The organism is Streptomyces lydicus (assembly GCF_004125265.1).
Taxonomy (GTDB): domain Bacteria; phylum Actinomycetota; class Actinomycetes; order Streptomycetales; family Streptomycetaceae; genus Streptomyces; species Streptomyces lydicus_C.
Map to the genome: position 1 here is coordinate 7791454 of NZ_RDTE01000003.1, position 17675 is coordinate 7809128.

General features: G+C 72.0%; 15 protein-coding genes and 1 pseudogene. 9 read left to right on the forward strand and 7 right to left on the reverse strand.

The genetic code is table 11. The annotated features are described in order from the left end of the window. Window positions 1-9 precede the first annotated feature (9 nt). Both D9V36_RS36890 and D9V36_RS36895 read right to left on the reverse strand, forming a co-directional pair. Window positions 10-1095, reverse strand: a complete 1086-nt coding sequence (locus D9V36_RS36890) for an S-(hydroxymethyl)mycothiol dehydrogenase (RefSeq protein WP_129297599.1) — start codon at window positions 1093-1095, stop codon at window positions 10-12. A 317-nt stretch (window positions 1096-1412) separates the two neighbouring features. Next, window positions 1413-2219 (reverse strand): IclR family transcriptional regulator, encoded by an 807-nt coding sequence (locus D9V36_RS36895; protein ID WP_129297600.1) that lies wholly within the window; start codon window positions 2217-2219, stop codon window positions 1413-1415. A gap of 160 nt (window positions 2220-2379) precedes the next feature. Between D9V36_RS36895 and D9V36_RS36900 the strand changes: the two genes are divergently transcribed. Continuing rightward, window positions 2380-2709 (forward strand): bifunctional 3-phenylpropionate/cinnamic acid dioxygenase ferredoxin subunit, encoded by a 330-nt coding sequence (locus tag D9V36_RS36900; protein WP_129297601.1) that lies wholly within the window; start codon window positions 2380-2382, stop codon window positions 2707-2709. 12 nt (window positions 2710-2721) lie between these two features. Here the strand turns inward: D9V36_RS36900 and D9V36_RS36905 are convergent, their stop codons facing one another. Beyond that, the gene (locus D9V36_RS36905; RefSeq protein ID WP_129297602.1) at window positions 2722-3105 is read right to left on the reverse strand and encodes a hypothetical protein; all 384 of its coding nucleotides are present in this window, start codon (window positions 3103-3105) and stop codon (window positions 2722-2724) included. A 390-nt stretch (window positions 3106-3495) separates the two neighbouring features. On the opposite strand from D9V36_RS36905, the gene D9V36_RS36910 reads away from it, so the two are divergent. From D9V36_RS36910 to D9V36_RS36930, 5 genes are all read left to right on the forward strand, one after another. Beyond that, a complete protein-coding gene (locus tag D9V36_RS36910; RefSeq protein ID WP_241721180.1) occupies window positions 3496-6612 on the forward strand; it encodes a nitrate- and nitrite sensing domain-containing protein in 3117 nt (1038 codons plus the stop codon). Beyond that, window positions 6609-7049 carry a roadblock/LC7 domain-containing protein gene (locus tag D9V36_RS36915; RefSeq protein ID WP_088796488.1) on the forward strand — a complete coding sequence of 147 codons (441 nt, stop codon included), beginning with the start codon at window positions 6609-6611 and terminating at the stop codon, window positions 7047-7049. Before D9V36_RS36910 ends, D9V36_RS36915 begins: the two co-directional genes overlap by 4 nt. Window positions 7050-7145: 96 nt before the next feature. Continuing rightward, the gene (locus D9V36_RS36920) at window positions 7146-7562 is read left to right on the forward strand and encodes a DUF742 domain-containing protein (RefSeq protein ID WP_129297603.1); all 417 of its coding nucleotides are present in this window, start codon (window positions 7146-7148) and stop codon (window positions 7560-7562) included. Between the two features lie 128 nt (window positions 7563-7690). Next, the gene (locus tag D9V36_RS36925; RefSeq protein ID WP_129297604.1) at window positions 7691-8560 is read left to right on the forward strand and encodes an alpha/beta fold hydrolase; all 870 of its coding nucleotides are present in this window, start codon (window positions 7691-7693) and stop codon (window positions 8558-8560) included. 199 nt (window positions 8561-8759) lie between these two features. After that, on the forward strand, window positions 8760-9371 hold the full coding sequence (locus tag D9V36_RS36930) for a GTP-binding protein (RefSeq protein WP_129297605.1): 612 nt from the start codon (window positions 8760-8762) through the stop codon (window positions 9369-9371). A gap of 75 nt (window positions 9372-9446) precedes the next feature. Here the strand turns inward: D9V36_RS36930 and glpK are convergent, their stop codons facing one another. The 4 genes and pseudogenes from glpK to D9V36_RS41565 all read right to left on the reverse strand — a co-directional run. Then, the gene (glpK, locus tag D9V36_RS36935; protein WP_129297606.1) at window positions 9447-10982 is read right to left on the reverse strand and encodes a glycerol kinase GlpK; all 1536 of its coding nucleotides are present in this window, start codon (window positions 10980-10982) and stop codon (window positions 9447-9449) included. 97 nt (window positions 10983-11079) lie between these two features. Further along, a complete protein-coding gene (locus tag D9V36_RS36940; protein ID WP_129297607.1) occupies window positions 11080-11847 on the reverse strand; it encodes an MIP/aquaporin family protein in 768 nt (255 codons plus the stop codon). A 303-nt stretch (window positions 11848-12150) separates the two neighbouring features. Continuing rightward, a complete protein-coding gene (locus tag D9V36_RS41560; RefSeq protein WP_206739875.1) occupies window positions 12151-13341 on the reverse strand; it encodes a lipid-transfer protein in 1191 nt (396 codons plus the stop codon). A 267-nt stretch (window positions 13342-13608) separates the two neighbouring features. Next, a pseudogene (locus D9V36_RS41565) lies at window positions 13609-14064 on the reverse strand (Zn-ribbon domain-containing OB-fold protein); the annotation flags it as partial. 236 nt (window positions 14065-14300) lie between these two features. On the opposite strand from D9V36_RS41565, the gene D9V36_RS36950 reads away from it, so the two are divergent. From D9V36_RS36950 to D9V36_RS36960, 3 genes are all read left to right on the forward strand, one after another. After that, window positions 14301-15404, forward strand: a complete 1104-nt coding sequence (locus tag D9V36_RS36950; RefSeq protein WP_129297609.1) for an ABC transporter ATP-binding protein — start codon at window positions 14301-14303, stop codon at window positions 15402-15404. A 224-nt stretch (window positions 15405-15628) separates the two neighbouring features. Continuing rightward, the gene (locus D9V36_RS36955) at window positions 15629-16807 is read left to right on the forward strand and encodes an ABC transporter substrate-binding protein (protein ID WP_129297610.1); all 1179 of its coding nucleotides are present in this window, start codon (window positions 15629-15631) and stop codon (window positions 16805-16807) included. Between the two features lie 14 nt (window positions 16808-16821). After that, window positions 16822-17670, forward strand: a complete 849-nt coding sequence (locus D9V36_RS36960; protein ID WP_129298942.1) for an ABC transporter permease — start codon at window positions 16822-16824, stop codon at window positions 17668-17670. The last annotated feature ends 5 nt before the right edge of the window (window positions 17671-17675 follow it).

Consider the following 17675-nt stretch of genomic DNA (forward strand, 5'->3'; position numbering starts at 1 on the left):
TGCGGACGGTCACACCACCACGACCGACCGCAGGACCTCCCCGCGCTGCATCTTCGCGAAGGCCGGTTCGACGTCGTCGAGCGTGACCGTTTCGCTGATGAACCGCTCCAGATCGAGCTTGCCGCTCAGGAACAGATCGATCAGCACCGGGAAGTCGCGGCTGGGCAGGCAGTCGCCGTACCAGGACGACTTGAGCGCGCCGCCGCGGGAGAAGAGGTCGATGAGCGGCAGTTCGATCCGCATGTCCGGGTCGGGCACCCCGACCTGGACCAGAGTGCCGGCCAGATCTCGCATGTAGAACGCCTGCCGGTAGGTCTCCGGGCGGCCCACCGCATCGATTACCACATCGGCGCCGTGCCCGCCGGTGAGCGCGCGGACCGCCTCGACCGGGTCCGTGCCACGGGAGTTGACGGTGTCGGTGGCGCCGAACCGCTCGGCGGCGTCCAGCTTGCCCTCGTCGAGATCGACGGCGATCACCCGCCGGGCGCCGGCCCGGGAGGCGCCCGCGATCGCGGCGTTGCCGACGCCGCCGCAGCCGATGACGGCGACGGTGTCCCCGCTGCCCACCCCGCCGGTGTGCACGGCCGCGCCGTACCCGGCCATCACCCCGCAGCCGATCAGGCCCGCGGCCTCCGGGCGGGCCGAGGGATCGACCTTCACCGCCTGCCCGGCGGCGACCAGGGTCTTCTCGGCGAAGGCTCCGATGCCCAGGGCCGGGGTCAGCTCCGTGCCCTCCAACAGGGTCATCGGCCGGCCGGCGTTGCGCGAATCGAAGCAGTACCACGGACGGCCGCGCCGGCAGGCCCGGCACTGTCCGCAGGGCGCCCGCCAGGCCAGCACCACATAGTCGCCGGGCGCCAGGTCGGTGACCCCGGCACCGACCGCCTCGACGACCCCGGCCGCCTCATGGCCGAGCAGGTACGGGAAGTCGTCGCCGATCGCGCCGTCGCGGTAGTGCAGATCGGTGTGGCACACCCCGCAGGCCTGCACGGTCACGAGCACGTCGCCCGGACCGGGATCGGGTACGAGGATCGGCAGCACCTCGACGGGGGCGCCCTTCTTGAGGGCGACGACGGCGCGGGCTTCGTGCGGCATGTCTCACTCCTAGGACGGCGCCTGCGGGGGCGGCAGGGCGGGTAGCACGCGTGAGGTGGCACGGATGCCTGTGAGGGGTGGGAGTGGTGCGCGGTGCTGGGAACCTGGAGACCAGGAAACCCGGGACGGGGAACAGCGGTGGTGAACGGCCCACCTCTGTCGCCGTGTTGCCTATAGTGCGCTGGGTTGCGCTATAGGAGACATGCTGGAAGTCGGGTCAGGATCCGTCAAGGGGGATTTTTCGCTAGGGGAAACCCTCTCGGGGCAGACACCCCCTGGGGTGCAGGCGCCCCTGCAGGGCCCGGGCCCCGGCGGGCTCAACCCGGGTACCCCATCAGGCGGGAGAGCTCCGCGGCCGCCTTCGCGGCCCGCTCCGCCAGCTCCGGCAGCAGCTCACGCTCCATCCGGTACGCCGGGCCCGAGACGCCGATCGCGCCGATCACCGCACCGTCGTGGGCATGGACCGGTGCCGCCACCGCGTTCAGGCCGATCTCCAACTCCTCGCTGGTGCAGGCGAATCCGTCCGTGAGCGCGGCGGCGAGCTGTGCGCGCAGACCGGCCGCCGTGGTCACGGTGTTCTCGGTGAACCGCGGCAGCTTGCGGGTCGCCAGGGTCTCCCGGCGCTCCGGCGGCAGATGCGCCAGCAGCACCTTGCCGCTGGCGGTGGCGTGCAGCGGGGTGCGGCGGCCCAGCCAGTTGTACGCGGTGACCGCGGCGGAGCCCCTGGCCTGCATGATGTTGACCGCCGCATCGCCGTCGAGCACCGCGATGTTGGCGGTCTCCCCGGTGTCCTCGGCGAGCGCCCGGCACACCGGCTGGCCCTCCTGCGAGATGTCCAGCCGGATCGCGGCGGCGCCGGCCAGCCGCAGCACCCCGGCGCCCAGGTAGTACTTCCCGCGGTCCCGCTCCTGCTCCACCAGTCCGCGGTTCTCCAGCACCCCGAGGATCCGGAACGCGGTCGACTTGTGGACGCCCAGCTCCTCGGAGATCTCGGTCACCCCGGCCTCGCCCAGCTTGGCCAGGATCTCCAGCACGCTCACCGCGCGGTCCACGGACTGGACGGATCCCGCCCCGCCGCGCCGCTCCTCGGGCCGGTCGTCTGCCGTATCGGAAGTGTTCGGCATGGGTCTTTGCGTCACCACCCGGTGGCCCCGCGGGGCACGTCTGAGGGCATCTGTCGGGAAGCCCTTGACGGCCCGCTCCCCGGCTTGGATTCTGTTGCGCATCGCGCTCTGCAATGCGTTATTCAGAACACATGATACCGATCAGCGAGAGGGGGGCCAGATGATTCCCGTCTGCCGCATCGAGGACCTGCCCGAGGGCGAGTCCGTACGGATCGAGATCGACGACATCACACCGGCCATCGCGGTCTTCCATGCCGAGGGCGGCTACTACGCGGTCGACGACACCTGCAGCCATCAGGACGCCTCGCTCTCCGAGGGCTGGGTCGAGGGCTGCTTCGTCGAATGCCCGCTGCACGCGGCCCTGTTCGACCTGCGCACCGGCGCGCCGACCTGTCTGCCCGCCCGCCGGCCGGTGCGCACCCACGAGGTCCGTGTCCTGGACGGCATGATTCATGTCCGGCCCGCCGTGCGGGAAGAGGCGGTGGCGTAACGACCCGGCCGCTCAGGCGGCCGCCCGGTCGATCCGCGACGGGTCCTCCCGTGAGGCCCGGCGCTGCCGGCGGCGTGCCCTGCGCCGCTCGCGGCGCAACTCCCTGGCCGTACTGCTCGGCTGCGACCGCACCCCGTTGCGCTGCACCCACACCTGGCGGGTCACCCAGACGTCCAGCACCGCCCAGGTGGCGACCACGGTGCTGGCGACCGTGCCGAGCACCGCGGGAAACGCGAACCAGGAGCCCGCCAGGGTGCACAGAAAGGCCACCATCGCCTGGATCAGGGTGAGTGCCACGATGATCACGGCACGCACCGCGGCGGTACGCACCGGATCCGCCATCCGGCGCCGGACCGCCGGTTCCTCCTGCCACAACGGTGCTCTGCCGGTGTCCATGAACGCGTCACTCTCCCCGCACTCTCCCGGTACTCCCCGCGTGTCCGACTCCTCAGTGACTGCCCGGATTTCGCCGGTTACATGCCCTTGGTGTCGCACCCCGTCGTACCCCGTCGCTCCTCATCGTCACGTACCGGAGCCCCGCAGAGTTACCCGGGGTAGAGCAAAACCGGCCAACCGTCCGGTGTCTCGCCGTAGGGTAGTCCCGTGGTCCGGGACGTGGGCGCGGGCGGGTTGTCCGGGAATCGGTGGACAACGGACGGCGATCCCGCCCCGGTTGCCTCCCGGCGGCAGGAGAGGTCTTCGGGTTGGTCCCCCGAGAGTAGTAGGCTCGCGCCGTTTGTTGACGGAACACCACCCCCGTGCGCCGGGGTTGACGTAGGGGAGGCCATGCGCTTTCGCGGGAAGTCGGTCCGCCGGAAGATCGTGGCGTTGCTGCTCGTACCACTGGTGTCCTTGACGGCCCTGTGGGCGTTCACGACCTATATCACCGGGCGCCAGGCGAACCAGCTGCTGGACGTCGGCAACATCGTGAAGAACGTGGGCTATCCGGTCGAGGACGTCATCCAGTCTCTCCAGCGGGAGCGCCGGCAGAGCCTGCTGTACCTCGCCGACCGGCGCGGCGCCAATGCGCTCGACGAGCTCCACCGGCAGACCCGGTCCACCGACGAGGCCGTCACCCGGCTGCGCGCCGACATCGACATGCGCGACATCCGCGAGGACCTGAGCACCGGCAACGCCGACCGGATGGACGGCGTCCTCAAGGGCCTGGGCACCCTCGGCGCCCTGCGGGCCCAGGTCGAGGACAACACCGTCTCCCGCGACGAGGCCATGGAGAGCTACAACTCCCTCGTCGACCCCGGCTATGACTTCCTCTCCGCGCTCCATGCCCTGGAGAACGTGGAGATGGACAAGCAGGCCCGGGCGCTGGTCAACCTCACCAGGGCACGGGAGGCGGTCTCCCGCGAGGACGCGCTGATGTCCGCGGTGTTCCTCTCCGGCAGCATGAGCAAGCGCGATCTGCGCGCGCTGTCCGACCGGGTCGCCGAACGCCGGGTCCTCTACAGCACCACCCTGCCCGGCCTCCCCGCCAAGGACCGCGGTCTCTTCGGGGACTACTGGCGCTCCGCGAAGGCCCGCGAGCTGACCTCGTACGAGGACCGGGTGATCGCCGCCGGCGCACAGGACGGACCGCGTGCGGTCAATGCCGAGCGCTGGAACACCACGGCGGGCAAGGTGCTCGACGACCTCCAGCGGATGGACAAGGACGCCGGGGACCGCTACCAGGAGCGCGTCGCGCCCGTCGCCATGAACGTCCTGCTCAAGGCCGCCATCGCCGGCGTCCTGGGCTTCGTCGCGCTGCTGGTCTCGGTAGTCGTCTCGTTCCGGATCGGCCGCCGGCACGTCCGCGACCTCATCCGGCTGCGCAAGGCCGCCCATGACGTCGCCGGGGTCCGGCTGCCCAGCGTCATGCGCCGGCTGGCGGCCGGCGAACAGGTCGATGTGGAGACCGAGGCGCCCCGGCTCGCCTTCGGACCGGATGAAACCGGCCAGGTCGGGCAGGCGCTCCACACCCTTCAGCGGGCCGCGATCGAGGCCGCCGTCAAACAGGCCGAAATGCGCCGCGGCGTCTCCGAGGTGTTCGTCAACCTCGCCCGCCGCAGCCAGGTCCTGCTGCACCGTCAGCTGACCCTGCTCGACGCCATGGAGCGGCGCACCGAGGACACCGACGAACTCGCCGACCTCTTCCGGATCGACCATCTGACCACCCGTATGCGCCGGCACGCGGAGGGCCTGGTCATCCTCTCCGGCGCGGCGCCCTCCCGGCAGTGGCGCAAACCGGTCCAGCTGATGGACGTGGTGCGCGCGGCGGTCGCCGAGGTGGAGGACTACGAGCGGATCGAGGTGCGCCGGCTGCCGCGGCTCGCGGTGGAGGGCCCCGCGGTATCGGACCTCACGCACCTGATCGCCGAACTCCTGGAGAACGCCACGGTCTTCTCCCCGCCGCACACCGCCGTACAGGTCGTGGGTGAACGGGTCGCCAACGGCTACACCCTGGAGATCCACGACCGCGGGCTGGGCATGGCTCCTGACCTGCTGCTGGAGGCCAACCTCCGGCTCGCCGAGACCCCCGAGTTCGAGCTGTCCGACACCGACCGGCTCGGCCTGTTCGTGGTCAGCCGGCTCGCCCAGCGGCAGGACGTACGAATCTCCCTGCAGCCCTCGCCGTACGGCGGCACCACCGCCGTGGTGTTCATCCCGGCACGGCTGCTCACCGACGCCGCCGTCGGCGGCCGGGAGGACGACGGCCCGGCACCGGACGGTCTGCCCGGCGGCCCCGTCGGCAATGAACTGGAGCATGCGGCGGGCAAGCTGGCCGCACTCTCCCAGGCGCAGTCACCGCACCGGCCGGAGCGGCGCACCCCGTCCGTCATCGACGGACCGGTCGAACTCGAGGCGCCGCTCGGCCCGGACGAGCCGGCACCGGCCGACGACGAGGACGCGCCCTCGCGCAAGCGGGGCCGCGGCAGCGGCCGGAAGAAGCCCGCCGTCCCGGGCGGCCCGGACGCCGCACCCCGCGGCATCGCACCGGTGCCGCCCGTCCCCGACGGTGAACAGCATCAGCAGACCAGGGACCAGGCGCCCGGCGGGCTGGCCCCGCTGCCGCGCCGGCCCCGTCCGCCGGTGCTGGTCTCCGACCACGGCCGAACGGTCGATGACCGTGACGGGAGCGAGAACGGGAACGGAAACGGGAGCGGGGGCGGAGACGAGAAGCGGGCCGCGGAACGTCCCGGCCCCGGGCGCCCGCGCCCTGAGCGCGCTGGGTCCGCAGCGCGCGCCGCCGAACGCACCGGCTCCGGGGAGCCCGCTGCCGCGCGCCCCGAGCCCGCTGCCGCGCGCCCCGACGCCCGCCGGTCGTCGTCCACCGGACCGCAGGACCCGGCCGCGGACGGATCCCGGACCGCCGGGGACCGGGAGACGCCCGCGCCCACCACGGCCCAGGGCCTGCCCCGCCGGGTACGGCAGGCGAGCCTCGCACCCCAGCTCAAGGCCGATCCCACCGGGCACACCGCAACGCAGGGGCGGCCGGCACCGGACGCGGACGACCGCGACGCGGAGGCGGTCCGCGCCCGGATGGCCTCGCTCCAGCGCGGATGGCAGCGCGGCCGCCGCGACAACGGCGAGGACCCGCGCGCGACCGGAACGCCGCCGGGCGAGAATCCACCGGCCGATGACACGGCGCAGGCCGACGACATGGCGCAGGCCGACGACACGGCGCAGGCCGACGACACGATGCCGGCCGCCGGCACGCTCCCGGACGCCACCGGTCCGGACACCACCGGTCCCGACACCCTCGGTCCGGACACCACCGACCCGGGCATGACCGGTCCGGTCACCACAGACCCGGACGCCACAGACCCGGGCGCCCGTGACACAGCCACGCACCACGGCAACGGCACGGGCACCACAGCACCAGGAACCACATCGGGAGGGGACGGTCCATGACCGCACCGAAGGCAGCAGCTTCCACCGCACCGGCCTTTGAGAGGGGATCCGGGGAGCTGAACTGGCTCCTGGACGAGTTGGTCGAGCGGGTCGGCTCCATCCGCAAGGCACTCGTCCTCTCCAGCGACGGTCTGGCCACCGGGGCCTCGAAGGACCTGACCCGCGAGGACGGCGAGCATCTGGCCGCGGTCGCGTCGGGCTTCCACAGCCTGGCCAAGGGCGTCGGCCGGCACTTCGACGCGGGCCACGTCCGGCAGACTATGGTCGAACTGGACGAGGCCTTCCTGTTCGTCAGCGCGGCCGGCGACGGCAGTTGCCTGGCCGTACTGGCCGATGCCGACTCCGATGTCGGGCTGATCGCGTACGAGATGACGCTGCTGGTCAAGCGCGTGGGCACGCACCTGGGCACTGCGCCCCGGTCCGGCCTTTCCACCTGAGCACGACGACGGTGACGCCATGAGCGAGCGCGGCGAGCGAAGCAGCGAGAGGTGCGCGCCGCGCGAGTGCGAGGCCGAGCGAAGCGAGGTTTCGGCATGAGCGAGCAGGACGGCCGGCCGGCCCGGGACCGGGAAGCGGCGGCCCGCTGGTTCGACGACGACGCGGGCCCGGTCGTCCGGCCGTACGCCATGACGCGCGGGCGCACCCGTACGGCCGCGGAGGGGCGCCTCGATCTGATCGCGCTGGTGATCGCCGAGAGCCGCGCGCAGGAGACGGTCGACGACCAGACCCTGTCGCCCGAGCACGTCGAGATCGTCGAGCGGTGCCGGGAGGAGCCCCTGTCGGTCGCCGAGCTGGCGGCAGACCTCGACCTGCCGGTCGGCGTCGTACGGGTCCTGATCGGGGATCTGCTGGATGCCGAGCTGGTCCATGTCAGCCGGCCGGTGCCCCCGGCCGAACTGCCGGACGAGAAGGTGCTGCGCGAGGTCATCGACGGCCTGCGCGCACTGTGACCCGCCGGGCCCGGCGGCCGCCGTCGTCCCGGCGCCGGTCCGCCGGCCCCGGGCGGGGTGGCCGCCGCGGCGGGGGCCCCGGGTACGGTTCCTGTTGATCACTTGTCAACAGGAGGAGATCCGCCGCCATGGCCACGGACGACACCCCGGCACCCGTCGAACACCTGGAGATCCAGGCCGGCCCGTACACCTACGACGCCCTGGCCTGCGGCCCCGCCGACGGGGAGTTCGTCCTGCTGCTGCACGGCTGGCCCGAGTTCGCCGACTCCTGGAGCGCCGTGCTCCCGGCCCTCGGCGCGGCCGGCTACCGCGCCGTCGCCGTCGACCAGCGCGGCTACTCCCCGCGCGCCCGCCCGCCCCGGATCGCCGACTACGCCGTGCCCGAACTCGTCGCCGACGCCCTTGCCTTCGCGGACTCCCAGGGCGCGGACCGCTTCCACCTCGTCTCGCACGACTGGGGCGGCATGGTCGCCTGGGCGCTGGCCGGCGCCCACCCCGAGCGGCTGAAGTCCCTGACCGTACTGGCCACTCCGCATCCGGACGCCCTCAACCGGGCCGCCGCCGAGGACACCGTCCAGCACCACCGCCTCGACTACGTCCGCTTCTTCCGCCGCGACGACGGCGCCGCGGAGGCCGCGCTGCTCGCCGACGACGCCGCCCGGCTGCGCGCCGCCTACGCCGGCAAGGTGCCCGCCGCCCTCGTGGACGACAACGTCCAAAGGCTCTCCGCCCCGGGCGCGCTCACCGCCACGCTGAACTGGTACCGCGCCCCGGAGTCGGTCATCTCGGTGCCCGCGGGACGGATCACGGTCCCCACTCTCTTCCTGTGGGGCAGCGAGGACACCGCCCTGGGCCGCGGCGCCGCCGAGTCCACGGGGGAGTGGGTGGACGGCCCCTACCGCTTCGAGGCCCTGGAGGGCGCCAGCCACTGGCTGCCCGAAGAGGTCCCCGGCGTGGTCACACCCAAGATCCTCGACCACCTCGGGCAGTACGCCTGAACACCGGGGCGGTGGCCGGGAGCTGTCCCGGACAGCTCCCGGCCCCCGCCCCCCGGCGTCCCCCGGAGTGACGCATCTCAAGTGGGCGCCGTGCCGAGCACGTTGTACCGTTCCCTTGCGCCTGCTGCCCCGTGCACCGTCGCTCGGGTGACAAGCGTGAGCTCCACCCGTATACACGGCAATTCAGGAGAAGAATCCCATGGCCTTCGGGCGATCCGATCGCCGCCGACGGTCCGCCGCCGTCGAGCCGGTGACGCTCAAGATCCTGGTCGCGGGCGGATTCGGGGTCGGTAAGACCACCCTGGTCGGTGCCGTCAGCGAGATCAAACCACTGCGTACCGAGGAGCGGCTGACCGAGGCGGGGCGACCGCTCGACGACCTCGACGGGGTGGAGAGCAAGACCACCACCACCGTCGCCATGGACTTCGGACGGATCACCGTCCACGACGAACTGGTCCTGTACCTCTTCGGCACCCCGGGGCAGGACCGCTTCTGGTTCCTGTGGGACGAACTCGCCCGGGGCGCGCTCGGCGCGGTGGTGCTGGCGGACACCCGACGACTGGCGGACAGCTTCGCCGCCATCGACTACTTCGAGCGGCGCGGACTGCCCTTCACGGTCGCCGTCAACTGCTTCGACGGCGCCGACCGCTACCCGCCGGAATCCGTACGCGACGCCCTGGACCTCGACCCCCAGGTGCCGGTGATGCTGTGTGACGCCCGCCGCAAGGACTCCGCGCGGGATGTGCTGATCTCCGTCGTCGAGCACGCCAGGGAGGTCGGCGCCCGCCGCCGGGAGCCCGCGCTCCCCTGACGGGGTGTGGAGGTACGGCCCGTAGCCCGCCGTGGCGGATTCCAGGGGCCCTACCTCCGCGCGCTGCCGGCCCCGTTATCCCGCCGAGCCGTCCTCGGCCAGCCAGCCGAAGCTGCGCTCCACGGCCCGGCGCCAGTTGGCGAACTCGCGGTCGCGGATCCGCGGGTCCATCCGCGGTGTCCACTGCGTGTCCCGCTTCCAGTGGGACCGCAGCTCGTCGAGATCCTGCCAGACACCGGTCGCCAGACCTGCCGCGTACGCCGCTCCCAGACAGGTGGTCTCCGAGATCACCGGCCGGATCACCGGTACGTCCAGCACATCCGCCTGATGCTGCATCAGCAGATGGTTGGCGGTCATCCCCCCGTCGACCTTGAGCTGGGTGATCCGCACACCCGAATCCTGGAACATGGCGTCCACCACCTCCCGGGTCTGCCAGCTGGTCGCCTCCAGTACGGCGCGCGCCAGATGCGCCTTGGTGACGAACCCGGTCAGACCGGTGATCACGCCACGTGCGTCGGAACGCCAGTAGGGCGCGAACAGACCGGAGAACGCCGGTACGACATACGCCCCGCCGTTGTCCGGAACGCTCGCCGCCAGCGACTCGATCTCCTCGGCCGACGCGATGATGCCCAGCTGGTCGCGGAACCACTGCACCAGCGAGCCGGTGACGGCGATGGACCCCTCCAGACAGTAGACCGGCGGCTCGCCGGCGAGCTGGTAGCCCATCGTCGTCAGCAGCCCGTTCTTGGACGGGACCGGGCGGTTTCCGGTGTTCAGCAGCAGGAACGAGCCGGTGCCGTAGGTGTTCTTGGCCTCGCCGACTCCGTAGCAGGTCTGGCCGAAGACGGCCGCCTGCTGGTCGCCGAGGGCGGACGCCACCGGCACGCCGTGCAGTTGCCCCACGGCCGTGCCGTACACCTCGGCCGACGGCCTGATCTCCGGCAGCATCGCGGCCGGTACCTTCATCGCCGACAGGATCGCCGGATCCCACTGCAGGGTGGCGAGGTTCATCAGCATCGTGCGGCCCGCGTTGGTCACATCGGTGACATGTACCCCGCCGTCGGTGCCACCGGTCAGATTCCAGATCAGCCAGGAGTCGATGGTGCCGAACGCGATCTCGCCGCGCTCGGCACGGGCCCGCAGCCCCGGCACCTCGTCCAGCAGCCAGGCGGCCTTCGGCCCGGAGAAGTAGCTGGCCAGCGGGAGCCCGGTGGCCTCACGGAAGCGGTCCTGGCCGTCCGCGCCGCCCAGTTCCGCGCACAGCTGGGAGGTACGGGTGTCCTGCCAGACGATCGCGTGGTGCACCGGCCTGCCGGTGACCCGGTCCCACAGGACCGTGGTCTCCCGCTGGTTGGTGATGCCCAGCGCGCTGAGCTGATCCGCGCGCAGCCCCGCCCCGGCGAGCGCGCCCGCCACCACGGCCTGCACCTTCGACCAGATCTCGGTGGCATCGTGCTCCACCCAGCCCGGCCGGGGGAAGATCTGCCGGTGCTCGCGCTGGTCGACGGCGACGATCGCCCCGTCGTGGTCGAAGATGATGCAGCGGCTGGAGGTGGTGCCCTGGTCGATCGCGGCTACGTACTTCTCGGTCTTCCCGGTTCGCTCCGTCATGCCGTCACGCCTCCTGAAGTCCTGGTGAGTGGGTGCAGCGGGGCCCGGGCCGGCCGGGCGGGCACCTCCGGGAGAGGGCGGGTGTCCCAGCGGCGAGTCAGAACGCCGTGTTGTAGACCAGGCCGGACAGCACCGCGCCGATCAGCGGCCCGGCCACCGGGATCCAGGAGTAACTCCAGTCCGAGGAGCCCTTGTTGGGGATCGGCAGCAGCGCGTGCACCAGACGCGGCCCGAGGTCACGGGCGGGGTTGATGGCGTAGCCGGTGGGCCCGCCCAGCGACAGCCCGATCCCGACGACCAGCAGGGCGACCAGCAGCACATTGATCCCGGAGCCGTAGACGCCCACGTGCTCGCCGGGGACCTGGCCGATGCCGATACCCGGGTTCCGGCCGAAGAACAGCAGCGGCAGCACCAGACCGATGGTGGCGATGATCTCGGTGACGAGGTTGGCGGCCGGCTTGCGGATCTCCGGGCCGGTGGAGAAGATCCCCAGCGTCGGCTGGGCCTTGTCCCGTTCCGCGTTGGCGGCGAACTGCGCGTAGTACAGCGCCCAGGCCAGTACGGCCCCGATCGCCGCACCGGCCATCTGGGCCAGGATGTACAGCGGCACCTTCGACCACTCGGTGCCGCCCGCGACCGCCGAGCCGAGCGTCACCGCGGGGTTGAGATGCCCGCCGGACAGCGGCGCCGCGGTGTAGGCGCCGGCCAGTACGCCCATGCCCCAGCCGAAAGCGATCACGACCCAGCCGGCGTCCTTCGCCTTGGAGTAGTGCAGGGTGACGGCGGCGCACACACCGGCACCGAAGAGTATGAGTATCGCGGTCCCGATCACTTCACCGACGATGATGTCCCCATTGGAATACATGGCGGCTCCTTGGCCCTCGCCCGGGGACGTCCCCCGGTCCTCCGTGCAGGGTGCGTGCCACCGGCGGGCAGCGGACGACCGCTGCCACCCGGCCGGGGTGCCTGAGTGCGGCGCTGCCGACTGGCATCCGGAAGTGTTCACCGGCGATGAGGGGGCGTCAAGGTCGCGCACAGCGGAGGCTGCTGACGGCCGCCGACGGTTTCAGACGGCTGCCGACGGGTGGGAGCGGGGCGTGCGTCCCGTCCCCCGCGGGTTCTGGCGCCAGGTGCGTCCACCACGGTCACGGCGTTCCGCACCGCCGGGTCACCGCACCGCGACCACCGCCGACCCGTGCCCGAACAGCCCTTGGTTGGCACTCACCCCCACCCGGGCATCCGCCACCTGCCGCGCGCCCGCCTGCCCCCGCAACTGCCAGGTCAGCTCGCAGACCTGGGCGATGGCCTGGGCCGGTACCGCCTCCCCGAAGGAGGCCAGACCACCGCTGGCGTTCACCGGCAGCCGCCCGCCCAGTGCCGTCACTCCGTCCCGCAACAGCTCGGCCGCCTCACCGGCGCCGCACAGCCCCAGGTCCTCGTACCACTCCAACTCCAGCGCGGTGGACAGGTCGTAGACCTCGGCCAGGGACAGATCCCCGGGGCCGATCCCGGCCTCCTCGTAGGCGGTGTGCGCGATCGATGCCCGGAAGCCGGTCTCCGGCTCCGGAACGGCGGCCGCGGAATCGGTGGCGATATCCGGCAGATCGAGTACGGTCCGCGGATATCTCGGGGTGGCGGTGGAGACCGCACGGATCCGCACCGGATCCGTGACGCCGTGCCGGCGGGCGAAGTCCATGCTGGTCAGGACCAGTGCGGCGGCGCCGTCGGAGGTGGCGCAGATGTCCAGCAGCCGCAGCGGATCGCAGACCACGGCCGACGCGGCGACCTCCTGAGCGGTGACCCGCTTGCGGTAGCGGGCGTACGGATTGGCCGCGCCCGCCGCCGAGTTCTTGACCTTCACCTGGGCGAAGTCGTCGGTCGTCTCGCCGTACAGCGCCATCCGGCGGCGGGCGTACAGCCCGAAGTACGCCGGGTTGGTGGCGCCCAGCACCCGGAACCGCAGCCAGTCGGGATCGTCGGGCCGGTCACCGCCCGCCGGGGTGAAGAAGCCCTTGGGCGCGGCGTCGGCGCCCACCACCAGGGCGACCTCCGCCATCCCCGAGAGGATCTGCGCCCGCGCGGCGCCGATGGCCTGCGCGCCGGATGCACAGGCGGCGTAGACGCTGGTCACCCGGGCGCCCTGCCAGCCCAGCGCCTTGGCGAAGGTCGCGCCCGCCACATAGCCGGGATAGCCGCCGCGTACCGTGTCGGCGCCGACGACGCTCTGCACCGCGCGCCAGTCGAGCCCGGCGTCCGCAAGCGCCTCCCTGGCCGCCTTCGTGCCGTACTCGACGAAGCTGCGACCCCATTTGCCCCAGGGGTGCATACCGGCGCCCAGTACGGCTACGTCGCCGGGGATGGCCAGGTCTCCGGCCGCGGCCAGGTCCCCAGTCGCGGTCATGTCCCCAGCTACGGCCAGGTCTTGGGTCGTTCCCATGTGGCCGGGGGCGGTGGTTCCGGGGTTCCCTGGGCCGCCCCCTACCCGCCGCCCACCCGCGCCCTTGGTTTTTTCCCCGCCGCCCACCCCCCTTCGGGGGGTGGGCGGGTAAGGAGATGCGGTTTCCGCCCGCGGGCCGTCGCTCGTGGCCTCCTCGGCTACCGTCACGGCCCCCGGACCCCGCCCGCAGGGCCGCCAATGCCACGTCGTCCGGACGTCCCCGTCATCCCCGTCATCCCCGTCATCCCCCTCGTCCCCGGCGACGGTTCCGGGGACCAGCTCGACCTCCGTGCCCACGCGGAGATCCGCGGCGCTGACGCCGGGCGCAGCCTGCCCGAGGACCACCATCCGTTCCTCCGCCAGCTCCACGGCGACCAAGGCGTATGGCCGCCACTCGGCCTCCGGATCGGAGACGTAGGGGGAGGGCGGACGGTAGCGCGCGTCGGTGTAGGACCAGACCGTGCCACGCCGGGACAGCGGCACCTCCGCCAGCTCGTCACCCCCGCACGCGGGGTTGCGGCAGAAGGCGTCCTCGCGGGGGAAGAACACCGCACCACAGGACCGGCAGCGCGTCCCCAGCAGCCGGAAGCCCGCCGCGTCCTGATCGAACCACCCCGGCACCACCGGTTTCCGTGTCTGTGCCACAGACCCTCCCCGACCGCAGACCGACCACAACGGAACGCAACGCATCGAGACGCATCGAGACGCAACGCAACGAAACGAAACGCATCGAGGCGCAACGAAGCGCAAACGGAACAACGGAACGAACTGACGGAATCAAAGAAAACTGACGGAACGTCAGGAGTGTGACACGCTGCCGCCCCGCACGGAACCCCGGTACAGTCGCCGGGCGATCAAGCCGTTCACGAGGGGGAGCGCCCGTGACCGAAGCCGCCCGTACCGATGCCCGTCCCGCCCCCGCGGCGGCCGCGACGCCCGCCGTACGGCTCACCGCCGTCACCAAGGAATTCGGTGCGCTACGTGCCGTCGACGGCGCCGGGCTCACCATCCGGGAAGGCGAGTTCTTCTCCCTCCTCGGCCCCTCCGGCTCGGGCAAGACCACCCTGCTGCGCCTGATCGCCGGCTTCGAACGGCCCACTTCGGGCCGCATCGAACTCGCCGGGAGGGACGTCACCGCGCTTCCGCCCAGCCGCCGCGACGTCCACACCGTCTTCCAGGACTACGCGCTCTTCCCCCATATGACCGTCGAGCAGAACGTCGCCTACGCGCTCACCGTCGCCGGCGTGCGCAAACCCGAACGCCTCGCCCGCGCCCGTGCGGCCCTGCGCACCGTACGCCTCGACGACCACGGCCCGCGCCGGCCCGACCAGCTCTCCGGCGGTCAGCGCCAGCGCGTAGCCCTGGCCCGCGCCCTGATCGACGACCCCGGGCTGCTGTTGCTCGACGAACCCCTCGCCGCGCTCGACCTCCAGCTGCGGCAGGAGATGCAGCGGGAACTCCAGCGCATCCAGCGCGCCACCGGCGTCACCTTCCTCCTCGTCACCCACGATCAGGAGGAGGCGCTGACGCTCAGCGACCGCCTCGCCGTGCTCGACCGCGGCCTTATCGTGCAGACCGGCTCGCCGCTGGAGATCTACGACCGTCCTGCCACCGCGTTCGTCGCGGGCTTCATCGGCACCACCAATCTGCTGCGCGACCAGACCGCGGTCCGTGTGATCGGCGCCCCGGGCACGTACAGCCTCCGCCCCGAGCGGATCCGGATCCTCACTCCGGACGGCCCGAACGCCGGCCCGAACGGCGGCCCGGACGGCGCCCCGGGGCCGGGGGAGCGGTGTGTCCCCGGCAGGATCACCGAGATCGCGCACGTCGGCGCCCACACGCGCGTGGTGGTCCGCCTCGACGCAGGCGACGACCAGCTCACCGTCGTACGGCTGAACGCCACGGACCTGCCGGACGCCGCCCGTCCCGGCGCCGCCGTCCATCTGCTGTGGAACGCCGCCGACGCCTTTCCCGTGCCTGGCTGAAGCCGGCGCCCGGGTGAAGCCGGTGCCCGGGTGAAGGGCCAGCCCCGCGGCTGAGGCCGATTCCCCAGCTCAGGCCGCCCGCCCCGCCGAGACCGGTGGCCTCTGAGGGTTCGTCATACAACGCACCGGGGCGCATCCCGGTTCCCCACGCGCTCTGGTGGCAGACGGTCAGCTTCCGGATACTGGCGGGGCTCGACAGCCGTGTGCGACAGCGGGAGTTCACCATGCGCAACGCGAATCCGTGGAAGGCCGCAGTGGCGGCCGGGGTCCTGGCGCTGGCTGTCGCCTGCGGCTCCGGCGACGGCGGAACGCACGGCGGGAGAGCCGCCGAACAGCAGAGCATCGGCAAGGGCGAGGGCCGGGTCGACATCATCGCCTGGGCCGGATACGCCGAGGACGGCTCCAACGACCCCAAGGCCGACTGGGTGCACCCCTTCGAGAGGCAGACCGGCTGCAAGGTCAACACCAAGACCGCCGGGACCTCCGACGAGATGGTCTCGCTGATGAAGACCGGCCAGTACGACACCGTGTCCGCCTCCGGCGACGCCACTTTGCGGCTGATCGCCGCCGGGGACGTGGCGCCCGTCAACACCCGCCTGGTGCCGAACTACCGCGATATCTTCAGCGGCCTGAAGATGCGCCCGTTCAACTCCAAGGACGGGAAGATGTACGGCATCCCGCACGGCCGCGGCGCCAATCTGCTGATGTACCGCACCGACAAGGTCTCCCCGGCCCCCGACTCCTGGAAGGCCGTCTTCGACGGCGCGGCGAAGTACGCGGGCAAGGTCACCGCCTACGACTCGCCCATCTACATCGCCGACGCGGCCCTCTACCTGATGAAGACCCGTCCCGCACTCGGCATCAAGGATCCGTACGCCCTCGACCGCACCCAACTCGACGCCGCAGTGGCCCTGTTGAAGAAGCAGCGGCAGCAGATCGGCGAATACTGGAGCGACTACCAGAAGGAAGTCACCGCCTTCAAGGGCGGCGACAGCGTCCTCGGCACCACATGGCAGGTCATCGCCAACACCGCCGCCGCGGAAAAGGCCCCCGTCAAGGCCGTCCTCCCCAAGGAGGGAGCCACCGGCTGGTCCGACACCTGGATGGTCTCCGCCAGGGCGGCCCACCCCAACTGCGCCTACAAGTGGCTCAACTGGATCGTCTCCCCGAAGGTGAACGCCCAGGTCGCCGAGTATTTCGGCGAGGCGCCCGCCAACGCCAAGGCCTGCAAGGAGACCGCCGACCCCCGCCACTGCGCCGTCTACCACGCCGATGACGAGGCCTACTACCGCCGCGTCCACTTCTGGACCACCCCCGTCCCGCAGTGCCTCGACGGCCGCAGGAACGTCACGTGCACCGACTACGCGGAGTGGACCCGCGCCTGGACGGAGATCAAGGGCTGAGCGCGGGCGCCCGGGTGTCCGCCACGCGCCATGAGCCCCGAGCCCGCGGCCGGCTCGCCGCGCTCCTCGCCCCGCCCCTCCTGTGGCTGGTCCTCGCCTACCTCGGCTCCCTTGCCGTCCTCCTGCTCTCCGCCTTCTGGACCACCGACCCCTTCACCTCGGATGTCGTTCACACCTGGACCACCGACAACTTCCGCGACATCCTCACCACCCCCGTCTACCGCACCGTCGCCCTGCGCACCCTCGGTATCGCCGTCGCCGTCACGCTCCTCGACGCCCTGCTCGCGCTGCCGATGGCCTTCTTCATGGCCCGGGTGGCGGCCGGCCGGCTGCGCCGCGCCCTGCTGGTGGCCGTGCTGACCCCGCTGTGGGCCGGCTATCTGGTCAAGGCGTACGCCTGGCGGGTGATGCTCGGCGAGCACGGCATCGTCAACGCGGCACTCGCCCCGCTCGGCCTGCACGGCCCTGGATACGGTACGGCCGCCGTCGTGATCGTGCTCGCCTACCTCTGGCTGCCGTACATGATCCTGCCGATTCACGCCGCCCTGGAACGGCTGCCCGTCCACCAGCTGGAGGCCTCCGCCGACCTCGGTGCGGGCACCGTACGGACCCTGCGCTCCGTCGTGGCCCCCGCCGTCCGCCCCGCGCTCCTGGCGGGCTCCGTCTTCACCTTCTCGCTCTCCCTCGGCGACTACCTCACCGTGCAGATCGTCGGCGGCCGCACCCAGCTGCTGGGCAATGTCATCGCCTCTCAGGTCACCCTCGATCTGCCGCTCGCGGCGGCGCTCTCCGCGGTCCCGGTCGCCCTCGTTGTCTGCTACCTCGCCGCCGTCCGCCGGGCCGGCGGACTCGACTCGCTCTGACCGGA